The sequence below is a fragment of the Salipiger sp. 1_MG-2023 genome (assembly GCF_030547555.1).
Lineage (GTDB): Bacteria > Pseudomonadota > Alphaproteobacteria > Rhodobacterales > Rhodobacteraceae > Salipiger.
The window spans coordinates 1-19223 of the sequence record NZ_JAUOQN010000054.1; the positions used below are offsets into that span (position 1 = coordinate 1).

The following is a 19223-nucleotide window of genomic DNA, read 5'->3' on the forward strand; positions in this document are numbered from 1 at the left end:
GCGATGAAGGACTGGCACAAACTCAAGCCAGAGCTGTTCAAGAAACAGCCATATTACCTGCCGGGATGTGACAGATAGGCGTTGGTGTTGGTCGCGTAGTCCGAGGGCACGTTCACCAGCAACGTCTCGAGTTCGGCGGGATCCAACTCCTTCTGCGCGCGCAGCATCGAGCGAAAGGTCTCCTTCTCGATCTCGATATAATAATCGTCTCGGGAATAGCGGGCGAAGGCAATCACCAGCATACCCATGGCGGAAAAGTCGGAATCCTTTAGGCCGAACGCCTCATAGGCCGCGCCGATCAGTTTGACGCCATTGCGCAGTTCAGCGGCAGAGAAAATCTTCCGGCAATCGACCGGTTCCATGGCTGGCATCGTGAACTGATCACCCCGCAACTCAGCCATCACATGAATCGAGGCACGTTCTGGCTCGAGGAAATAGTCGTCTAGGGTCTCAAAGCCATGGCTGGCCATCGCGCCAATACTGTCGACCTCCAGGCTGAAGTCCGACAGCGCCTCGAGCAGCGCAAGCTTATGGTGAAAGCCTGTGATGGCAATGCAGCTATGCTCGACTTGGGGCAAGAGAACGGTCAGCGCGTGATAGGGCTGAAGAACCAGCGAGCCGGAACACGCATGGGGCATGGTGTAGAGCAGCGAGACGAAGTGCCGTCGCCGCGATTGAAAATATTCGACGGTCCCGCCGATCGTGTCAAGCGTGATGCTAGCACTACGAGCGCCTTGGCCATGTGCGGCAAAGGCCAAACCCATCGCGCCAGCGTACAGCATGATCCGCGTGAACCGGGCAACGACCGACGGTTCAAGATGCGGCGCGAGCGTCTGACGCACGGCCAACCATGTCGGACCCGGATTTGAAACAAACGCGCCGTCCAGTCGGATCGCGCACAACCAAGCGCGAAGTCGATCATCGGTGACCCCGAATCTCGGCAGATTGATGAACTCCTCTATGGCCCGGATCGTCTCATGCCATGCCGCTACCGCATCATCACGCCGATATTGCGCTAAGACAGAGATTACGCCCTGGCCGTGCGCAGCCAATTGGCTCTCGATCAGAGTCCTCGCTTCATCTCCCGATATCGAACGCATGAGGCCTGTATCTCCCGAGCACTAGCCTGAAAACCCGGCTGGAGTTCTCGGCATTCGCAGTTGATCATTGCGAATCTCATCACGCTCCCATCGTCACTCGTCAACTACCGATTAGCAAACCATCTCGCTTATCTCCATCTATGATCTCCGCCATGTGGAGTAGGGCCTGTGCCCCGCCCCTTCTTGCTCCAACGCCACATCCGCGTCCCTGTCGAAACTGAGGAGGACAGCGCTTCATATTGGTGCGTCTGCGACAACAAAATTCCGCAATGGGGAATGCTGCAAAGCAGCACTTAGCTACGGCGAATGGCAGCTTTGGGCCGTTCGTGTCGATCGACACCATGGGCGGGAAGCCGACGTTCGCTGCGCACTTGACGAACGGCAGCAGTGCGCAGATTGCGACCTTTGCAAAGTCCAGGCGGTAGGGCGTCGCTGGATGGCAAGGGCGGCCAGTTGTCGCCGGTTGAGAGCGCGCCTGACCAAGCAGACCCGCTATCTGCCGTCCTGGCGCGAAAGTTGCTTATGCAGGTCGGGCCGAAAGGGTCAATTTTTAGTTGTTGCGTAGGCATCTACATCCTCACGCCAGTAGATCCGGCTTAGATCATGAGGCATCGCCAACAGGGCCACATTGGCATTTCTAAGTTTCATCGAAAGTGATCCTTGTGGGCGCTGCACGACCTCCGCGAACTCGCCCAAAGAAATAAAAGTCTCTCGGAAACGCGTCAAACTGTCGGTTGTGACAACGGTCGCCCCTCGACGGTAGAACTCTGAGGTATCCACGCCGCACAATATTCCATGCTGGATCAAATACCCTACTGTTTTGGCCGTCACTCTTAACTGCCCGGCGGCGTCACCGATGGAAAAGCGGCTCTCCCGTGCGAGATCGGTTTCGTCCATAATAAATGTTCCGGATTTTCTACCTTCAGATGAATACTTTGCGTTTCGAAAGAACTTCTTCTCGCGTTCGTAGGCGTCGAGCATTTGCTGGGTAACAAAATTCATTGGTACGATACCGCCACCAGCGTCACGCTTGGCGAGACCTCGGTAAATCAGATCCTCCGCATTGCGCTTGGCGAACCCCTTCAGCGAAACCGACTTCTGTGGGTTCGATGAAGCCATTCCCTCCGAAGGCACGCCAAGCACCAGCACCCCTTTTCTGACGGAAAAATTGTCAAAGACGTGTCGCCGCACGACGTCACGCAGGGGCTCGAACTCATCGCCGAGACTCCGGCTCTTCAGCCACGCCATCCAGGGGCCAAAGAGTCGACCGAAAAACCTGCCGTCCACGACATCCACGCGAGCCATATCGGCAAGACAATTGGAAAGGGCTCCAGGTCCGTCTTTCAGTGTGTCGTAGCCCAAGGAACCATAGGTCATCCAGTCTGGCTCACTGTGCCCCGCCAGCGCAGCATCTGGCCCCTTTGCGACACGCAGGCCCAGCACTTCACATGCCCGCGACGCCACGTTGAGTTCGAGGCGGTCGATCCATCGGTCGCCCCGCCCGCTCAGGATGCGGTTCGTAATATACGCCTCGAAAGGGCTGGGGTTTGCCTGGACCACCGGCTGATCCAAAATCCAAACGTGGTGTTTTCGCAGCTGCGCCGCGAAGTCTCGGGCATCCTTGTGAAATTTCTCGGCTGGAAGGCATACGAGCATGCAGCTGTGTTCCGGGCAGCTCCTGATCGACGAGAATTTCCATTGGAGGCGGCGCGGCACACGCCACGACTCCGCTGCTGACGGCATTTCGGACCGTATACACTCCGGGCAGACGCGGATGCGTGTGCGCTGAAAGCTCTGAAGGGAGGCAAATTCGTCTCTCAGGCGAAAATGCCCCTTACCGACATGACGGATAGACACCCGCTCCAATGCGCCCACTTCATACCCTGCAAGCTGCGCCAATTGCTCTATGGCAACCTTCTCACCACGAAAGAGCGGGTCGATCGGAAAGGCAATGTCGCCGCAAAACCTCTGCATCGAAATGGCGCCGTTCCTGGCCGCAAGCCGCGACAGCAAGGAAGTAGCGGGCTCGCACGCGGCATGTGCCACCGTCAGCGGCAACTGCGGGAAGTTCGTTCCAGGAGTGGCAGGTAGGCTTTTGACCAAGCGAGGCTTCCGGGATCAGACAGAGGCTGGATTGGCCGGATCTTACGATCACCAGCTCAAGTGAGCAACGCTGCTATGATTTCAGGAAATTCCGCCGACTGGGTCAGTTACCTGTCACAAAAGTCGGTTTTGCTTGGCATCTGACAAGGGGCAAGTGGCGGACCGAGGAGGATTCGAACCCCCGACCCCTTGATTCGTAGTCAAGTACTCTATCCAGCTGAGCTATCGGTCCGTTGAGGCAGCGTTTACAGTTGGGGGCCGTGAACCGCAAGAGGCTTTTTTCAGGAAAATGACATGACGTGCAAGTCACCCTGAAAAACGCCTACATATCCCCCATTGGCAGGCGGATCTCGAAACACGACCCGGACTCACCGGTGCTCGACAGGCGCAGCGTGCCGCCGTGGCCGCGTACCAGCTCGGCGACGATGGCAAGGCCAAGCCCCGAGCCGCCCTTGCGCGCCCCGCCCTGAAACGGCTTGAACAGGTGCTCACGTGCCTTGGGGGGCAAACCCGGCCCGGTGTCGGTGACCTCGATGATCCAGACGTCGTCTTCCTCGCGTGCGGCAACGTTGATCTCGCCCGGCTGGCCGGTGCCGACGATCGCTTGGCGCGCATTGCGCACGAGGTTGGCCACCACGCGGTAGATCTGTTCGGGATCGCCGCGCATCTGCAAATGGGCCGGGATGTCTTCGGACAGGCTCAGATCGTGATCCCCGATGGCAAGCCGTTCAGCCTCGATCACCTCGCCGACCAGCTCGGCAAGGTTGAAATAGGTAAGCAGCGGCGCGGGCTCTTCGGCCTTGCCAAACGCCAGAGTGGTCTCGCACAGCGACACGGCGCGGGTGATCGAGTTGACCAGCTTGGGGGCAAGCCGTTTCACCGCCGGATCCTCGGAGGTCTCGATCCGGTCGGTGAACAGCTGCGCCGATGTCAGGATGTTGCGCAGATCATGGCTGACCCGCGCCACGGCGCCGCCCAGCTGTGCCAGCCGCTCTTTCTGGCGCAGGGACGCAGACAGCTGGGTTTCCAGCGATTGCAGCGCCTCTTCGGCCTCGCGCAGCTCGCGCACGCGGGCGCGGGGCTGGATGATACGGCGGGCGTCTTCGGGGGCCTCGGCATAGCGCTGCATCTGCGCCACCACGCCCTTGATCGGCTTCACCAGCAGGCGGCGCACCGCAAGGAACAGCAGCATTGCCGTCACCACCGAGATCACCGCCGACAGCAGCAGGATGCGCAGCCCGTATTCGATCATGGCATGGCGCAGCGGCGCGCTTTCCATGGTGACCTCGATCAGCTCCCCCGCTTGCCGTGACGGGTAGCCGATCACCCGGATCAGGCGCGGCTCACTGTCAACAAGCCGCACCATGGCATCGCGCATCAAGATCAGCGCGCTGGCATCGCGCAGATCGTAGGTCGCGGCCACCGGGCCGGGGATCGGCGAAGACAGCATCAGCTCGCGCGTGGAATTGCGTTGCAGCGCCACGTTGAACACCTCGGCATTGGCGAGCAGCTCTCGCTCGATGTCGGGGTCGATCATCTCGCCGGGCAGCAGCGCCAGCGAGGCGATCTGCGCCCGTTCAAGCCGGTCGGTCAGGTAATCCTCGCGAAAGCGCGCCACCGAGGGCAGGAAGATCAGCACTTCGGCCATCATCACGAACACCGCCGTGAGGATCAGAAAACGGCCAGAGAGCGAATTGAGCATATGCGTCCTGCTGTCCCTTAGGGCAGCCAGCGCTGCACCAGTCTTGTAACTTTTTTCACTGTTTCGTTTTCAAACAGTCTGGGGGAGAAATAAGTTCCCGCGAGGCGTTTGTTAAGCTCCCCGACGGTCGGATATGGCATCACCGCCCCTGCAACCGCGCTTAGCTTGAGATTCGCGGACAGGACAAGCGCCCAGGTTCCGATCAATTCGCCTGCCTGCGCCCCGGCGATCGACACGCCGACCGGGCGCCCCTTGACCACCATCAGCTTGAGCAGGCCCTGCGTTGCGCGTTGCGCTATGGCGCGATCGTTGTGATCGTGGGCAAGGCGATACACCTCGAGTTTTTCACCATATTTCACCCGGGCCTCGGCCTCGGTCAGACCGACCTGCGCCAGTTCCGGCGCGGTGTATGTGGCGCGGGGCAGGATCTGCGGGCGCAGCTTTGCCGGAAGGGCAAACAGAGCACTGCGCACGACAAGCCCGGCATGATATCCCGCAACATGGGTAAAACCACCGCCGGCAATGTCCCCGATCGCATAGACACGACGATTGGTCGTACGCAGGCCGCTGTCCACCTGGACGCCGTGCCGCGCGGGTTCGATCCCGGCAACGTCCAGCCCCAGCCCATCGGTGTTGGGTTTGCGCCCGGCCGCAACCAGCAAATGCGAGCCGCGCAGCGTTTCATCGCCGGCATCCAGCTCGATTCCGGGACGTACCGCGCTGATTGAGACATTCTCCAGAATGCGCACCCCTTCGGAGCGCAGCTGCTCCAGCACGATGGCGGCCATTTCCGGGTCTTCGCGGCCCAAGGCGGCGCCCGCCTCGACCACCGTGACCTCGCAGCCCAGCCGCCGGTGGGCTTGCGCCATTTCAAGACCGATCGGTCCACCACCGATCACCAGCAGATGCGACGGGCGGTCTCGCAATTCCCAGATCGATTCGTTGGTCAGGAAGGGCACATCCGACAACCCCGGAATCGGCGGAGCCATCGGCGACGACCCCGTGGCCAGAACGAATCGCCGTGCAGTGATACGCTTGCCCCCGACCTCGACCTCGGTGGGCGAGACAAAGCGGCCATGGGCGCGGATGACCTCAATCCCGAATCCTTCGAACCGTTCCTGACTGTCCATCGGGGCGATGCGCGCGATGGTGCTGGCCACGTGATCCTTGACGGCGGCATAGTCGACGCGCGGCACTTCGCTTGCGATACCAAACGGGGCCCCCGTGGTCATTTCATGCGCCCGGTGCGCCGCCGCGATTAGCGCCTTGGACGGCACACAGCCGTAGTTGAGGCAATCGCCCCCCATCTCGCCCTTTTCGATCAGCACCACTTTGACGCCCATTTGCGCCGCTCCTGCGGCCACGGACAAGCCGCCGGATCCCGCGCCAATGACACAAAGGTCGGTTTCAATAGTCTGCATGGTCATAATCCTTCAGATGTCTTTACGGCCACGAATGGCGCGGATCAGCATGGGCAGCGCGGCAAGCACCGCCAGCCCGAGAAGCGGGCCAAGCACCTGCGGCGACCACAGCAGCCCCAGATCGGGGTTTTCGCCCCGGTCAAATACTTCGCCCACACCGACACCGATCGAGGTAAATACAAGCGCGCCCGGCACGATGCCGACAGCGGTGGTCCATGCGAAATTGTGCAGGCGCGCCCCCACCAGCGCTGGCAGCAGGTTGGCGACAAAGAACGGCACGACGGGCACGAGGCGCAGCAGCAGCAGTGCCGAGATCTCATTGTCCCGCAGCCCTTGGCGCAGGCGGGCCAGCCGGCCCTCGCCCGTATCCATCTTCGCCGACAGGGTTTGGCCCAGCCCGGCGCGCGCGGCGAGAAAGATCAGCACTGCGCCAATGCTGGCAGCCGCGACATTCAGCGCTGTGCCCGCCGCCAGACCGAACAGGAACCCCCCGGTGACCGATGCCACCGACGCGCCGGGCAACGAAAAGGCGACGATGGCGACATAGGCTAACAAAAAGCCGCTGGCGAGCGCGGCGTAATGCGCCTCGCGCAATGCCAGCAACGATTCACGGTTGTCGCGCAACGTGTCAAAGGTGAGATAATCGCGCAGGGCGAACGCCCCGATCGCCGCAACGCCGAGGATCACGGCAAGCGGCAGATGGCGCAAGAAGGCGGGTTTTGTACGAGCAGATTGTGTCATGGCGTGTTTAATGGGGCCGTGCCGTCTCACATGCGAGACATTACATAAATTCTCACACCACAGTGATCCTGCGTGCGCGGCATCCGCGGTGCCAGCGACGGGCCTTCCACTTGGCCGGCGGTGATATTGAGGTTTGACATATCACCGGCCCCTCCCTATAGGACGGGCTTCGAATGATACTGGCTCTGCGAATCCTCTACAGGTTTCGTCGGGCTGACCGACAACTTGAGGAGTGAAGCGCGATGAAACGCACTTTCCAGCCGTCGAACCTGGTTCGCAAGCGCCGTCACGGCTTCCGTGCCCGCATGGCCACCAAGGCCGGTCGGCAGATTCTGAACGCGCGCCGCAGCCGCGGCCGCAAGCGCCTGAGCGCCTGATCCGGGTGCTTCGCCCATGGCGAAGCCCGGTTCTGCGATGACGGACCAGACTGAAGAAAAGGCCGCCCCGGCACTGTCCGAGGCGGCCTTTCCGCTTGCCGCCCGCCGGCTTGAAATCCTGCGCAAGCGCCCGGACTACCTCGCCGCAGCGCGGGCAGACCGGGCCGCAGCGGGATCTTTCATGCTGCAGGCACGGCGCCGCGACGACGGCAACGACGCCGTTCGCGTCGGCTTCACCTGTTCCAAGAAGGTCGGCAATGCCGTGGCGCGCAATCGTGCCAAGCGTCGCCTGCGCGAGATCGCCCGGCTGGTGCTGGCGCCGCGGGGGCGTTCCGGCTGGGATTACGTGCTGATCGGCTGGAAAGACGTCACGGCGGATCGCCCGTTCGACCTGCTCTGCGCCGATCTGGAAAAGGCGTTGCAGCGGGTGCATTCGGGCCGCGCTGGCAAGTCGCCGGATCGCGCGCCGCGCCGCCGGGGCCGCGGCGCATGAGCCCGCTGGCCGGGCTTCTGTCGCTGCCAGTGCGGGCCTACCGGCTGCTCTGGTCGCCCTGGGTCGGTCATGGCTGCCGGTTCCAGCCGACCTGTTCGGCCTATGCGCTTGAAGCGCTGGAAAAGCACGGTGCGATCCGGGGCGGCTGGCTTGCCGCACGGCGCATCCTGCGCTGTCATCCTTGGGGCGGCAGCGGCATCGACAACGTCCCGGACTGACCGGGCGCAACGCTTGCCGGCCCTGCCCGGCTTTCGGAAAGGCACCCTCATGCTCGACGACGGCGACGACATCCACCCGCTCTTTCACGGTGCACCGAAAAGCACCGAGTTCAAGAAACTGCGCAAGCGCATCGTGCAGAACACCCGCGAGGCGATCGAGCAATATGGCATGATCCAGCCCGGTGCGCGCTGGCTGGTCTGCCTGTCGGGCGGCAAGGACAGCTACACGCTGCTGGCCGTGCTGCACGAGCTGAAATGGCGCGGGCTGTTGCCGGTCGAGCTGCTGGCCTGCAATCTCGACCAGGGGCAGCCGGGGTTTCCCTCGACCGTGCTGCCGGAATTTCTTGAAAAGATGGGCGTGCCGCACCGTGTCGAATATCAGGACACCTATTCGGTGGTGGTCGACAAGGTGCCGCAAGGGCGCACCTATTGCGCGCTGTGCTCGCGTCTGCGGCGCGGCAACCTGTATCGGATCGCCCGCGAGGAAGGCTGCAGCGCCGTCGTGCTCGGGCATCACCGCGATGACATCCTCGAAACCTTCTTCATGAACCTGTTCCATGGCGGACGGCTGGCAACCATGCCCCCCAAGCTGGTCAACGAAGAAGGCGATCTGTTCGTCTATCGCCCCCTCGCCCATGTCGCCGAGGCCGATTGCGAGCGCTTCGCCAAGGCGATGAACTATCCGATCATCCCCTGCGATCTGTGCGGCTCGCAGGACGGGCTGCAGCGCGTGCAGGTGAAAGCGATTCTCGACCAGTGGGAAAAGAATGCGCCCGGCCGCCGTCAGGTGATGTTCAAGGCGCTGACCAATGTGCGCCCCTCCCACATGCTGGACCCCAAGCTGTTCGATTTCGTCGGTCTGGCCCTTGCAGAGCAGGAGAAAAGCGACATCCCGAAGCTCCGTTAAGCTGCGAGTTACCTCCTTGATCTAGTCCTGTTCTTCAAGAACAGCGCACGGAAAGGGCAGGGCGATGAATTCGAAGCTGAAAGCTGGCATCCTCCGGCAACGCACCGAGTTGGCGGAATGGCTCGGTGGCCAGCACATGCTTGCCTTCCTGCCTGCCCTGTCGCTCGCCGGTTTCTGGCTTGGCGGCGAGATGACGCTGATCGCAATCGCGCTGGGGCTGCCAGCGCTTTACGGCATCACCAGCACAAGGCGACAGGCGCTTGATCCCGACGGGCCGCTTCCCGACCTTATCGACGCCGCTGCGACGCCCGATCTGGCACAGCAGATGATCGACCGCGCCCTGAAGGCAGACATGGCCACCGCCTGTGTTCTGGTCGAAGCCGAAGGCCTCGACACCGTCGCCCGGCGGTCCGGCGATGACGCGGCGCAAGCGCTGCGCAGCACCTTGCTCAAGCGGCTGCGTGGCCTGACGCGGCGTGGCGACAAGGTCGTTCGCATTGGGGATTCGCGGTTCATGGTTCTGCTCGGGCCATCAATCCACCTCGATCTTGAGTCGCTGCTGACATTGGCAGAGCGGGTGCAACGCACGCTCGAAGAACCGGTAAGCTTCGAGACCGGCTCACATTATGTGTCGGTCTCCCTTGGGTTCTGCGGCTCTGCGCGACTGGAGGGCGAGCCGTCCGGCGCGCAACTGATCGAGGCCGCACAGACTGCACTGACCGAAGCGCTGTCACACGGGCCTTCGGCGATCCGCGCCTGGTCCGAAGGCATGCGCGCAGAGCGGCGCGCGCGCAAATCCCTGCTTGACGAGGTCGAGCACGCCCTGACCAAGGGCCAGATCCAACCGTGGTTCCAGCCTCAGCTTTGCACCTCGACCGGACGGATCAGCGGGGTCGAAGCGCTGGCACGCTGGATACATCCCGAGCGCGGCATCGTGCCACCGATGGAATTCCTTGGCGCGCTCGAGCAGGCGGGTCAGCTCGACCGGTTGAGCGAAGTGATCCTGCAGCACAGTCTGACAGCCCTGCGCGGCTGGGATGCGTCCGGTGTCGAAATTCCCAAGGTCTCGGTGAATTTCTCGGATATCGAATTGCATAGCACGCATCTGGTGGACCGTATCAAGTGGGAACTCGACCGCTTCGGCATCCCGGCCTCGCGACTCGGGATCGAGGTTCTCGAGACGGTGATCGCGGATAGCCCGGAGGGCATCACGGCGAGAAATATCGTGGGATTGTCGCAACTCGGCTGCCAGATCGACCTCGACGATTTCGGCACGGGCCATGCCTCGATCACCGCGCTGCGACGCTTTACCGTGAATCGTCTAAAGATCGATCGCAGCTTTGTCACCCGCGTCGATCGCGACGAAGAACAGCGCCGGATGTTGGCGGCGGTCCTCGGCCTCGCCGATCGCCTCGGGCTGGAAACCGTGGCCGAAGGAGTCGAAAGCGTCGCAGAACACGCATTGCTGTCGCAACTGGGCTGCGATCATGTTCAGGGCTTCGGCATCGCCCGACCGATGCCCGCCGATCAACTGGCTGACTGGGCCCGCCATCACGCCCAACGCATTGCTGGTGCCCAGAAACTGGGGCGCGGCGCAGGCTGATGAGCCACACCTGTCTAGTAACAAAAGGCCGAATCGCCCCGGAATCGGCTTGACCTTTGCAGGCCCTGCCTGTTGAACCCGGCGGTGACTTTCCAAGGACAGGGCGGCGACCGCGCATGGACGATCAGAACAAGAACCTGCTCATCGCAACCGGGCTGAGCTTTGTGGTGATCCTCATCTGGTTCCTGCTCTTCCCGCCACCGGAGCAGCAGGTCGAGGATCAGGCAGGGCCCGCTGCGGTTCAAACGGTCGACGGTTCCACCGCGACCGCCACCACCCCATCGACGGCCCCCGGCACCGATCCGGCTGCCAACGCAACGCAGGCGGAAACCGCCTCCGATGCGCCGCGCCTGCCAATCGACACGGCGCGCCTTTCCGGGTCGATCTCGCTGAGCGGCGGGCGCATCGATGCGCTGACGCTTAAGGACTACACCGTCAACCTCGACGAGGATTCGCCCAACGTCGAAATCCTCGAGCCCGTCGGGTCCGGCCACTCCTACTACGCTCTGTTCGGATGGGCTCCGGGTGCCGGCCTTGGCGGCACGGACGTGCCCGGCCCCAATACCGAATGGTCGGTGGAATCCGGCACGGTACTGGGGACCGACAGCCCGGTTACCCTGCGCTGGGACAGCCCGACCGGGCTTGTCTTCCGCCGCGAGGTCTCGGTCGACGACAATTACATGTTCACGATCACGCAATCGGTCGAGAACGGCAGCGACACTCAGGTGTCGGCCGCACCCTATGGCATCGTGGCCCGTCACGGCGAACCTGTCGACCGCAAGAAATTCTTCGTGCTGCACGAGGGCGTCGTGGCGATGGCCGACGGCAAGCTCGACGAGATCGACTATACCAAGATGCCCGACATGGACGTCATCGCCTCCGAAGGTGCGCGTGCCAAGGTCAGCCAAGTGGCCGAAAGCGGCTGGATCGGCTTCACCGATCACTACTGGATGACCACGCTCATCCCGCAAGGCGGTCCGTTCAAGCAGGTCGCGAAATACGACGATGCGCGCGACATCTATCAGACCGAAGCGGTGCAGCCGACCGTGACCCTCGCCCCCGGCGCAACCGCCGAGGCGACCACGCAGCTGTTTGCCGGTGCCAAGGAATACGAGACGATCCGCGATTATCAGGCCGCCGGCGTCGACCGTTTCATCGACAGCATCGACTGGGGCTGGTTCTTCTTCCTGACCAAGCCGATCTTCTGGCTGCTGCACCATCTGCACCAGCTGATCGGCAACATGGGTTGGTCGATCATCGCGCTGACCGTCATCCTCAAGGCAATCCTGTTCCCGCTGGCCTTCAAATCCTACGTCTCGATGGCGAAGATGAAGGAACTCCAGCCCGAGATGGAAAAGCTCAAGGAGCGCGCCGGAGACGACCGCCAGAAGCTTCAGCAAGAGATGATGGCGCTCTACAAGAAGGAAAAGGTCAACCCGGCCTCGGGCTGTTTGCCGATCCTTCTGCAAATCCCGATCTTCTTCTCGCTCTACAAGGTGATCTTCGTTTCGTTCGAACTGCGTCAGGCGGCCTGGTTCGGTCCCTTCCAGGACCTCAGCACGCCGGATCCCACCTCGCTGTTCAACCTGTTCGGCCTGCTGCCCTGGGCCGCGCCCGATGCAGGCAGCACGATGGCGCTGATCTTTGTCGGGGTTCTGCCGATCCTTCTGGGCATCTCGATGTTCATCCAGCAAAAGCTGAACCCGGCCCCCGCCGATCCGACGCAGAAGATGATCTTTGCATGGATGCCTTGGGTGTTCATGTTCATGCTGGGCGGTTTTGCCAGCGGGCTGGTGGTGTACTGGATCACCAACAACACCATCACCTTCTCGCAGCAGTACCTGATCATGCGCAGCCAAGGTTACACGCCTGATATCTTTGGCAACATCAAGTCCGGCTTCAAGAAGACGCCGAAGGACGCGCCGAAGGGCAAATGACATCGCGCCTTGCCCAGATCTGGCGCTACCCGATCAAGGGGGTCGGCCGCGAGCCCCTTGAGACGGTCACGCTCAAAGCGAACGCGCCCATGCCCGGTGATCGGGCGTGGGCGCTTCGCCATGACGCGGCCCCGCGCGGCACGGGCTGGCAGCCGCGCCGCGACTTCCTCGTTGTGGCGAACGGGCCGAAGCTGGCGCAGCTAACCGCCCGGACCGAGGCCGATGGCACCATCCTGCTGCACCACCCGGACCGCCCGCCGCTTTGCGCCGCGCCCGAGACAGACCCCGATGCGCTGCTTGATTGGGTGCGCCCGCTCTGGCCCGGCAACGCGCCGGACCAGGTCGTCCGGTCCCCGGCGCAGGGGATGGGAGACAACGGCAAGGCCGAGCTTTCCCTGCTGTCCCTCGCGAGTCTGAAGGCGCTTTCCGGCGCGCTGGGACAGGACATCGAAATCGAGCGGTTTCGCGGCAATCTGGTGCTGAACGGCGCCGCGCCCTGGGAAGAATTCAACTGGATCGGCAAGACGCTGCGCATCGGCGCGGCAACGCTTCAGATCACCGCCCGGATCGAGCGTTGCCGCGCCACCGAGGCAAGCCCCCGTACCGGCACCCGCGACGCCGAGCCGGTCCGGGCGCTGCACACAGTTTTTGGCCACCGCGATTTCGGGGTCTATGCGCGGGTCATTTCCGCTGGCAAGATCGAGATCGGAAACGAGGTAGAGACCCTATGACCAACCTGCCCTTCCCGCTTGCAGAAGAGCCTGACGAGCCCACCCGCGAACTTGGGCGCAAACTGTTCGCCGGCCCCGTGGATTTCCTCAAGGGCGTGGTCGCGATGGACGGCCTGCCGCCGGACGACCGCGCCGAGGTCTGTTTCGCGGGCCGCTCAAACGTCGGAAAATCCAGCCTGATCAACGCCCTGACCGGGCGCAAAGGGCTGGCGCGGGCCTCGAACACGCCGGGCCGCACGCAAGAGATCAACTATTTCACGCTGGGCGAGCAAAGCTATCTCGTCGACCTGCCGGGCTATGGCTTTGCCAATGCGCCGGTGGCTGTGGTCGAGAAATGGCAGCGCCTGCTCAAGCAATACCTGTCGGGCCGTGCGTCGCTGCGTCGTGCCTTCGTGCTGGTCGATGCCCGCCACGGCATCAAACCCGTGGACGAAGAGATCATGACCCTGCTCGACCGCTCTGCCGTGACCTTTCAGACCGTGCTGACGAAGATCGACAAGATCAAGCTCTCCGAGCGTGACGCGGTGCTGGCGCAGGTCCGGGAAAAGCTGTCGAAACACCCGGCGGCCTACCCTGAAATCGTGCTGACCAGCTCGGAAAAGGGCGAGGGAATCGCAACGCTGCGCGCGATCATCACCACCCTCCCCTGACAAAAACTCCTCGGACGAGGGCTTCTCGCAGGCCCACCGCAAACAAGGATCTTTCGCACGAAAGATCTTGCGTCCATCTGACGCATCCCGGACACAGGGGCGATCAGAACCACCGCATCGGAAGGATGCCCCGGATGAGAAAGCAGAAGATGGACCAGGACTGGATCGCCACCGCCCGCACCCTCAGCGAAGCACTTCCGTTTCTTCAGCGATACACCGGCTCTGTCGTTGTGGTGAAGTTTGGCGGCAATGCCATGGGCGATGACGAGGCGATGGCGGAATTTGCCCGCGATATCGTGCTGATGCGTCAGGTCGGGGTGAACCCGGTCGTGGTGCATGGCGGTGGCCCGATGATCAACGATCTGCTGAAGCGTCTGAACATCGAAAGCCGCTTCGTGCGGGGCAAGCGGGTCACCGACAAGGCCACCGTCGAGGTGGTCGAGATGGTGCTCACCGGCCTTGTGAACAAGCGCATCGTGCAGGCGATCATGGACGAGGGCGGCCGTGCTGTCGGCCTGTCGGGCAAGGATGACGATCTGATCGTCTGCGAGCCTGACGATCCCGAGCTGGGCTTTGTCGGCAAGCCGGTCGAGATGAACGTGCAGGTGCTGCGCGATCTGTTCAAGGCGGGCATCATCCCGGTTGTTGCGCCGGTTGCAACGGGCCGCCACGCGACCGAGACCTATAACGTCAACGGCGACACCGCCGCCGGGGCCATCGCGGGCGCACTCAAGGCCGACCGCCTGCTGCTGCTCACCGATGTCACCGGCGTCAAGAATGCCGCGGGCGAGGTGGTGACCGCCATGACCCCCGAAGACGTGCATGAGATGATAGCCAACGGCACCATTGCGGGCGGCATGATCCCCAAGACCGAGACCGCGCTGAAGGCGATCGAGGATGGGGTGCGCGCTGTGGTGATCCTTGATGGACGGGTGCCCAATGCCTGCCTGCTTGAGCTGTTCACCGAACTGGGGGCCGGCTCCCTGATCCGCACAGCCGCTCCGCCGGTGCGCGAAAATCGGTGAGTCTGGCGGCGCTGGAGATCGAGGCGCAGGCGCAGGGGCTGACCCTGCGCGGCGCCTTTCATCCCGCGCCAGACAGCACGCTTGTCTTGCTTGGCCCGGACGAGCCGCGTTTCTGGGCGCGGTTTCGCGAGGCTCCTGAATTCTGCTCGACCTCGCCGGACCCTCTGGATCTTTGGTCGAAGCGGGTGATCGGGGATCTGGCGCGGCGCTGGCAAGGCGATGCGATCTACCCGTCGGACGGGCCGCCCTTTCCGGATTTTCTCGGCTGGGCGCGTCAAAGCGGGCAGGCCCATGCCTCGCCGATCAATCTGTTGGTTCATGTCGATGCAGGCCTGCTTGTGAGCTATCGCGGCGCGGTGATCCTGCCGCAGCGCATCGCTTTGCCCCCTGCCCGCCCAAGCCCCTGCGACAGCTGCGCCGGTGTCCCCTGCACCACCGCCTGCCCGGTGCAGGCCCTGCGCCCCGGCGCCCCCTATGACGTTGCAGCCTGCCAGCGCCACCTGCGCAGCCCCGAGGGCGCAGACTGCCGCGACTTCGGTTGCAAGGCCCGTCGCGCCTGCCCCCTGTCGGTTGCAATGCGCCGCCCGCCCGCTCAGGCGGCTTTCCACATGGCCGCGTTCATGAAAGACTGACCGCACCAAAAAAGACTGGCCGCACCAACGAGAGGGAGGAGCCGCATGAAACGCCTCGTACTGATGCGTCATGCCAAGTCGGACTGGTCCGCCGGGACCCCCGATCACGACCGCCCGCTGAACCCGCGCGGCCGACGCAGCGCCGCCGCTTTGGGCGACTGGATGCGCAGCATGAACATCGCCCCGACCGAAGCGCTGTGCTCGACCGCGCTGCGCACGCGCGAAACGCTTGATCTGCTGAATCTGGATGTGCCCACGCGCTTTGAACAGCGGCTCTATCATGCCGGGCCGGTGGCCATGACGCGCTGCCTTGGCGAGGCGCAGGGCGACACGGTGATCATGCTGGGCCACAACCCCGGCATCGCAGGTTTTGCCGAAGAGCTGCTGGCCACCCCGCCGAAGCATCCCCGATTTACCGACTACCCCACCGGCGCTACGTTGGTCGCCAGCTTCGACATCGACAAATGGAGCGATCTTGCGCCCGGCACCGGCAGTGCCGACGCCTTTGTCATCCCGCGCGAGCTGCTTGAAACCAGCCCCTGAGCTAGTCCTTGGGCTCTGCGCCGGGCGGGTCGTCAAAGATTGCCCAGCCGTGCTCGCGCCCTGTCGGTGGCAGATCGCCTTCCTTGAGATTGGTCAGAATCCAGACCTTGGCGATCACGTTGGCGGTGATCGGCGCTGTCAGCAGCAGGAAGACGGTGATCAGCAGCTCGTGGAACGACACCCGCCCGTCGACCAGCAGGTAATACAGCATCGACGCGATCAGGCAGCCGCCCACCCCCAGCGTCGTCGCCTTGGTGGGCGCGTGCAGGCGCTGCATGGTGTCCTTCAGCCTGAGCAGCCCGATGCCGCCGACCAGACCGAAGACGCCCCCGATCACCAGGAACGCCGAAATCGCGATTTGCGCCACAAGGCCCGGATCCTCAGACATGACTTCCTCCATCATTCGATGATGTTGCCGCGCAGGACAAAGCGGCAGAAGGCCACCGTCGAGACAAACCCGACCATTGCAATCAGCATAGAGGCCTCGAAATAGATCGGCGTGCCCCGCCAGATCCCATAGAGCACCATCAGCGCGATGAAGTTGATGACCATGGTGTCCAGCGCCATGATGCGGTCCGCCGGGCCGGGGCCGAGCACCAGCTTGTAGAGCGTTGCCAACAGGCCGAAGCCATAGCAGCCCATGGCAAAGATCAGCGCGAATGTGATCATGGGAAGATCTCCTTCAGCCGGCGCTCGTAGCGGGTCTTGATGTCGTGGCACACCTCGTCGGGGTCATCCCTGTGCAGGCAATGCACCAGAAGCGCCCCGCCATCCGAGCTGAGTGTGGCCGACACCGTGCCCGGCGTCATCGTCACCGTCCCGGCCAGCACGGTGATCGCTTCTGGAGAGGTCAGCTCCAGCGGCACCACCACCCATTGCGAATGGATGTCGCGCTCGGGTTTGAACAGCACGATCTTCGCCACCGTCACGTTGGCGACGATGATATCCCACAGCACCACGACCACGTATTCGAGGGCCATCAGCGGCGCGCCCAGCTTTGGCCGGTTCGGCCAGTAGGGCGCGGTTACGGCGGGAATGAACACCCCGAAAACGACGCCAAGAAACAGGTTTCCAAGCGTGAACTTGTTGACCAGCATCAGCCAGACCACCGTCAGGGTCAGCGTCAGAAGCGGGTGGGGGAAGATGCGGCGCAGCATGGCTCAGTGATCCTCCGGGTCCTTGGTGCCGTCCTGGTTCTCCAGCACCGCGTCGATATAGGGGGCAGGCGCAAAAAGTTGCGCCGCGGTGGCATCGGTATAGCGCATCACCGGCCCGGCAAAGACTGTCAGCAGCCCGAGCAGGCCCAGAACGGCGATGCTGGGTGCGGCCTGCGCGGGGCTGATGGGCATCGGCTCGGGCGCGTTTGGCACAGGCTCGAGCCCCGGCGCGGTGGATTTCCAGAACAGCACGCTCCCCGCGCGGGCAAAGCCGACGATGGTCAGCAGCGAACCGATCAGCACCGCCCCCCAGATCCAAACCCGAAGGTCATGATCCTTCAGCGCATCCAGCACCAGCAGCTTGCCAAGGAAGCCGCTCAGCGGCGGCATGCCCGCCACGGCGATGGCGACGCCAAAGAACAGCGCCGCAAGCAGGCCGTTCTGCGCCGTGGCAGGCTGCACGGCCAGCAGGTCAGAGCCGCGCCGCGTCAGCACCAGATCGGCGACGAGGAACAGCGCCGCCGCCGCCAGCGTCGAGTGCACGAGATAGTACAGCGCTGCCCCGGCAGCCAGCGGGGCGAACCCTGCCACCGCCAGCATCATCGTCGCGGTGGACCCCAGCGCCGCGAATGCGGCCAGCGGCATCAGCCCTTTCGATCCCATCACGCCCAGCGCGCCAATCGCCACGGTGACGATAGCGGCGGGCATCAGCCAGTCGCCCGGCAATGCCCCGATGGCCTGCGCGTCGGGGCCAAAAACCACCGTGTGCAGGCGCAGAATGGCGTAGGCGCCAACCTTGGTCATGATGGCGAACAGCGCCGCCACCGGCGCCGGTGCCAGCGCGTAGGTGCCGGGCAGCCAGAACTGCACCGGGAACAGCGCCGCCTTGATGGCAAAGACGATCATCATCAGCATGGCAGCCACGCGCACCAGCGCGGCGTCTTCGGCCGGAATCTCCCGCACCTTCAGGGCCAGATCCGCGATGTTCAGCGTGCCGGTCGACGCATAGAGCGTGCCAAGCGCGATCAGGAACAGCGCCGAACCCGCAAGGTTCATGATGACATATTGCAGACCCGCCTTCAGCCGCGCCTCGCCGCCGCCGAAAATCGCCAGCCCGTAGGACGCGATCAGAAGGATCTCGAACACCACGAACAGGTTGAAGGCATCGCCGGTCAGGAACGCACCGCAAATACCCATCATCTGGAACTGCATCAGCGCATGGAAATGCCGCCCCTTGCGGTCCCAGCCGGTGGCCGAGGCGTGGATCAGCACGATCACCCCCAGCACCGCGGTCAGCAACACCAGTATTGCCGAAAGCCGGTCAAGCACCAGCACGATGCCGAACGGCGCGGGCCAGTCGCCAAGCCGATAGACCTGCACCTCGCCGCTGGCAGCGGTCACCAGCAGCCCCGCCGCGATCGCGCTCAGCACCAGCGCGGCGGCAAGCGACACCACCCGTTGCAGCACCACATCGTGCCGCATGACATAAGCCAGCATCGGCGCCACCATGGCCGGCAGCACGACAGGGGCGATAATCCAGTGGTTCACTTATCGTCCTCCTTGCGGGGAACGTTGACTTCGTCCGTCCCGGCCTCGACCGTCGCGCCCAGCGCGATCAGCACCAGCACCGCCGTCATCCCAAAGGAAATCACGATGGCCGTCAGCACCAATGCCTGCGGCAGCGGGTCGGAATAGATCTCGATGCCGTCCTTCAGCACCGGCGGTGCGCCAACGGCCAGCCGCCCCGTGGCGAACAGGAACACGTTGGTCGCATAAGACAGCAGCGTCAGCCCAAGGATCACCGGAAACACCCGCAGGCGCAGCATCAGATAGACCCCCGCGGCGGTCAGAGCGCCGACGGATACGGCAACGATCAGTTCCAT

21 protein-coding genes and 1 tRNA gene are annotated in these 19223 nt (G+C 63.3%); 11 read left to right on the forward strand and 11 right to left on the reverse strand.

All coding sequences use genetic code 11. The annotated features are described in order from the left end of the window. Window positions 1-53: 53 nt before the first annotated feature. The 6 genes from Q4543_RS19530 to Q4543_RS19555 form a co-directional block, all read right to left on the reverse strand. Window positions 54-1100 carry a hypothetical protein gene (locus tag Q4543_RS19530; RefSeq protein WP_303441094.1) on the reverse strand — a complete coding sequence of 349 codons (1047 nt, stop codon included), beginning with the start codon at window positions 1098-1100 and terminating at the stop codon, window positions 54-56. A 543-nt stretch (window positions 1101-1643) separates the two neighbouring features. Further along, window positions 1644-3203, reverse strand: coding sequence for a TniQ family protein (locus tag Q4543_RS19535; RefSeq protein ID WP_303441096.1), 1560 nt, complete (start codon window positions 3201-3203; stop codon window positions 1644-1646). Window positions 3204-3358: 155 nt separating this feature from the next. Then, window positions 3359-3435 (reverse strand) — tRNA-Arg (locus Q4543_RS19540). A 90-nt stretch (window positions 3436-3525) separates the two neighbouring features. After that, window positions 3526-4905, reverse strand: a complete 1380-nt coding sequence (locus Q4543_RS19545; RefSeq protein ID WP_303441097.1) for a HAMP domain-containing sensor histidine kinase — start codon at window positions 4903-4905, stop codon at window positions 3526-3528. A gap of 17 nt (window positions 4906-4922) precedes the next feature. After that, the gene (locus Q4543_RS19550; RefSeq protein WP_303441099.1) at window positions 4923-6326 is read right to left on the reverse strand and encodes an NAD(P)/FAD-dependent oxidoreductase; all 1404 of its coding nucleotides are present in this window, start codon (window positions 6324-6326) and stop codon (window positions 4923-4925) included. Window positions 6327-6338: 12 nt separating this feature from the next. Next, window positions 6339-7067, reverse strand: coding sequence for a TVP38/TMEM64 family protein (locus tag Q4543_RS19555; RefSeq protein ID WP_303441101.1), 729 nt, complete (start codon window positions 7065-7067; stop codon window positions 6339-6341). Window positions 7068-7309: 242 nt separating this feature from the next. Between Q4543_RS19555 and rpmH the strand changes: the two genes are divergently transcribed. The 11 genes from rpmH (at window position 7310) to Q4543_RS19610 (ending at window position 16183) form a co-directional block, all read left to right on the forward strand. Further along, window positions 7310-7444: a 50S ribosomal protein L34 gene (gene rpmH / locus Q4543_RS19560; RefSeq protein WP_216004355.1), complete on the forward strand. Its 135-nt coding sequence runs from the start codon at window positions 7310-7312 to the stop codon at window positions 7442-7444. 37 nt (window positions 7445-7481) lie between these two features. After that, entirely contained in the window at window positions 7482-7937 is a 456-nt protein-coding gene (gene rnpA / locus Q4543_RS19565; protein WP_303441104.1) for a ribonuclease P protein component, read from the forward strand. Continuing rightward, complete coding sequence (gene yidD / locus Q4543_RS19570) at window positions 7934-8155, forward strand: membrane protein insertion efficiency factor YidD (RefSeq protein WP_303441106.1); 222 nt, start codon at window positions 7934-7936, stop codon at window positions 8153-8155. The genes rnpA and yidD overlap by 4 nt, the downstream gene beginning before the upstream one ends. Window positions 8156-8204: 49 nt before the next feature. Next, the gene (ttcA, locus tag Q4543_RS19575; RefSeq protein WP_303441108.1) at window positions 8205-9062 is read left to right on the forward strand and encodes a tRNA 2-thiocytidine(32) synthetase TtcA; all 858 of its coding nucleotides are present in this window, start codon (window positions 8205-8207) and stop codon (window positions 9060-9062) included. Between the two features lie 64 nt (window positions 9063-9126). Beyond that, a complete protein-coding gene (locus Q4543_RS19580) occupies window positions 9127-10665 on the forward strand; it encodes a bifunctional diguanylate cyclase/phosphodiesterase (protein WP_303441110.1) in 1539 nt (512 codons plus the stop codon). Window positions 10666-10781: 116 nt separating this feature from the next. Then, complete coding sequence (gene yidC, locus Q4543_RS19585; RefSeq protein ID WP_303441112.1) at window positions 10782-12602, forward strand: membrane protein insertase YidC; 1821 nt, start codon at window positions 10782-10784, stop codon at window positions 12600-12602. Further along, a complete protein-coding gene (locus Q4543_RS19590; protein WP_303441114.1) occupies window positions 12599-13333 on the forward strand; it encodes an MOSC domain-containing protein in 735 nt (244 codons plus the stop codon). Before yidC ends, Q4543_RS19590 begins: the two co-directional genes overlap by 4 nt. Further along, a complete protein-coding gene (yihA, locus tag Q4543_RS19595; protein ID WP_216004362.1) occupies window positions 13330-13983 on the forward strand; it encodes a ribosome biogenesis GTP-binding protein YihA/YsxC in 654 nt (217 codons plus the stop codon). The genes Q4543_RS19590 and yihA overlap by 4 nt, the downstream gene beginning before the upstream one ends. A 134-nt stretch (window positions 13984-14117) precedes the next feature. Next, on the forward strand, window positions 14118-15008 hold the full coding sequence (gene argB, locus Q4543_RS19600) for an acetylglutamate kinase (RefSeq protein ID WP_216004363.1): 891 nt from the start codon (window positions 14118-14120) through the stop codon (window positions 15006-15008). After that, a complete protein-coding gene (locus Q4543_RS19605; protein WP_303441118.1) occupies window positions 15005-15640 on the forward strand; it encodes a ferredoxin in 636 nt (211 codons plus the stop codon). Before argB ends, Q4543_RS19605 begins: the two co-directional genes overlap by 4 nt. 45 nt (window positions 15641-15685) lie before the next feature. Further along, window positions 15686-16183, forward strand: coding sequence for a histidine phosphatase family protein (locus tag Q4543_RS19610; protein ID WP_303441120.1), 498 nt, complete (start codon window positions 15686-15688; stop codon window positions 16181-16183). Window position 16184: 1 nt separating this feature from the next. On the opposite strand, the gene Q4543_RS19615 is transcribed toward Q4543_RS19610, so the two are convergent. Genes Q4543_RS19615 through Q4543_RS19635 form a run of 5 tightly spaced genes read right to left on the reverse strand, consistent with a single transcriptional unit; the run spans window position 16185 to window position 19223 of the window. Next, on the reverse strand, window positions 16185-16571 hold the full coding sequence (locus Q4543_RS19615) for a Na+/H+ antiporter subunit G (protein WP_303441122.1): 387 nt from the start codon (window positions 16569-16571) through the stop codon (window positions 16185-16187). An 11-nt stretch (window positions 16572-16582) separates the two neighbouring features. Continuing rightward, window positions 16583-16852: a K+/H+ antiporter subunit F gene (locus Q4543_RS19620; RefSeq protein ID WP_216004367.1), complete on the reverse strand. Its 270-nt coding sequence runs from the start codon at window positions 16850-16852 to the stop codon at window positions 16583-16585. Continuing rightward, the gene (locus tag Q4543_RS19625) at window positions 16849-17340 is read right to left on the reverse strand and encodes a Na+/H+ antiporter subunit E (RefSeq protein ID WP_216004381.1); all 492 of its coding nucleotides are present in this window, start codon (window positions 17338-17340) and stop codon (window positions 16849-16851) included. The genes Q4543_RS19620 and Q4543_RS19625 overlap by 4 nt, the downstream gene beginning before the upstream one ends. A 3-nt stretch (window positions 17341-17343) precedes the next feature. Beyond that, window positions 17344-18888 (reverse strand): monovalent cation/H+ antiporter subunit D, encoded by a 1545-nt coding sequence (locus Q4543_RS19630; RefSeq protein ID WP_303441125.1) that lies wholly within the window; start codon window positions 18886-18888, stop codon window positions 17344-17346. Continuing rightward, window positions 18885-19223, reverse strand: a complete 339-nt coding sequence (locus Q4543_RS19635; protein ID WP_216004369.1) for a Na+/H+ antiporter subunit C — start codon at window positions 19221-19223, stop codon at window positions 18885-18887. The genes Q4543_RS19630 and Q4543_RS19635 overlap by 4 nt, the downstream gene beginning before the upstream one ends.

Coding starts and splice junctions, on each gene's coding strand:
- Q4543_RS19530 (WP_303441094.1), bottom strand. CDS start 1,100: ATGCGTTCGATATCGGGAGATGAAGCGAGGACTCTGATCGAGAGCCAA.
- Q4543_RS19545 (WP_303441097.1), bottom strand. CDS start 4,905: ATGCTCAATTCGCTCTCTGGCCGTTTTCTGATCCTCACGGCGGTGTTC.
- Q4543_RS19550 (WP_303441099.1), bottom strand. CDS start 6,326: ATGCAGACTATTGAAACCGACCTTTGTGTCATTGGCGCGGGATCCGGC.
- Q4543_RS19555 (WP_303441101.1), bottom strand. CDS start 7,067: ATGACACAATCTGCTCGTACAAAACCCGCCTTCTTGCGCCATCTGCCG.
- rpmH (WP_216004355.1), top strand. CDS start 7,310: ATGAAACGCACTTTCCAGCCGTCGAACCTGGTTCGCAAGCGCCGTCAC.
- rnpA (WP_303441104.1), top strand. CDS start 7,482: ATGACGGACCAGACTGAAGAAAAGGCCGCCCCGGCACTGTCCGAGGCG.
- yidD (WP_303441106.1), top strand. CDS start 7,934: ATGAGCCCGCTGGCCGGGCTTCTGTCGCTGCCAGTGCGGGCCTACCGG.
- ttcA (WP_303441108.1), top strand. CDS start 8,205: ATGCTCGACGACGGCGACGACATCCACCCGCTCTTTCACGGTGCACCG.
- Q4543_RS19580 (WP_303441110.1), top strand. CDS start 9,127: ATGAATTCGAAGCTGAAAGCTGGCATCCTCCGGCAACGCACCGAGTTG.
- yidC (WP_303441112.1), top strand. CDS start 10,782: ATGGACGATCAGAACAAGAACCTGCTCATCGCAACCGGGCTGAGCTTT.
- Q4543_RS19590 (WP_303441114.1), top strand. CDS start 12,599: ATGACATCGCGCCTTGCCCAGATCTGGCGCTACCCGATCAAGGGGGTC.
- yihA (WP_216004362.1), top strand. CDS start 13,330: ATGACCAACCTGCCCTTCCCGCTTGCAGAAGAGCCTGACGAGCCCACC.
- argB (WP_216004363.1), top strand. CDS start 14,118: ATGAGAAAGCAGAAGATGGACCAGGACTGGATCGCCACCGCCCGCACC.
- Q4543_RS19610 (WP_303441120.1), top strand. CDS start 15,686: ATGAAACGCCTCGTACTGATGCGTCATGCCAAGTCGGACTGGTCCGCC.
- Q4543_RS19615 (WP_303441122.1), bottom strand. CDS start 16,571: ATGTCTGAGGATCCGGGCCTTGTGGCGCAAATCGCGATTTCGGCGTTC.
- Q4543_RS19620 (WP_216004367.1), bottom strand. CDS start 16,852: ATGATCACATTCGCGCTGATCTTTGCCATGGGCTGCTATGGCTTCGGC.
- Q4543_RS19625 (WP_216004381.1), bottom strand. CDS start 17,340: ATGCTGCGCCGCATCTTCCCCCACCCGCTTCTGACGCTGACCCTGACG.
- Q4543_RS19635 (WP_216004369.1), bottom strand. CDS start 19,223: ATGGAACTGATCGTTGCCGTATCCGTCGGCGCTCTGACCGCCGCGGGG.